The 261-nt window shown below is 47.5% G+C and carries 1 pseudogene; it reads left to right on the forward strand.

Going from position 1 to position 261, the window contains the following annotated elements:
• Positions 1–261: pseudogene (locus tag AAEY75_RS15790) on the forward strand (DUF2057 domain-containing protein); the annotation flags it as partial.

Consider the following 261-nt stretch of genomic DNA (forward strand, 5'->3'; position numbering starts at 1 on the left):
GAAGTATGCTGAGCGTCCAACGCTTGCGATACAAAGTAATAACACCATCATTGCCAGTCAAGAAAGTGTCGGTGGTAATAGCAATAGCTTATTCTCAGGTCTTGGTAAAGCATTAGGTGGCGTATTCGGTGGTAGCGGTGATGCTGAGCTACAAAACCAGCGTGCGATAGCTGCACTCGATCAGCCATCCGTAAGTACTAACAAGTCAGCAACTACAGGTGCTACTGTGACGCAAACGACAAGTGTCAACGCATCTACCAG

The organism is Psychrobacter sp. TB55-MNA-CIBAN-0194, assembly GCF_040309505.1.
Taxonomy (GTDB): domain Bacteria; phylum Pseudomonadota; class Gammaproteobacteria; order Pseudomonadales; family Moraxellaceae; genus Psychrobacter; species Psychrobacter fozii.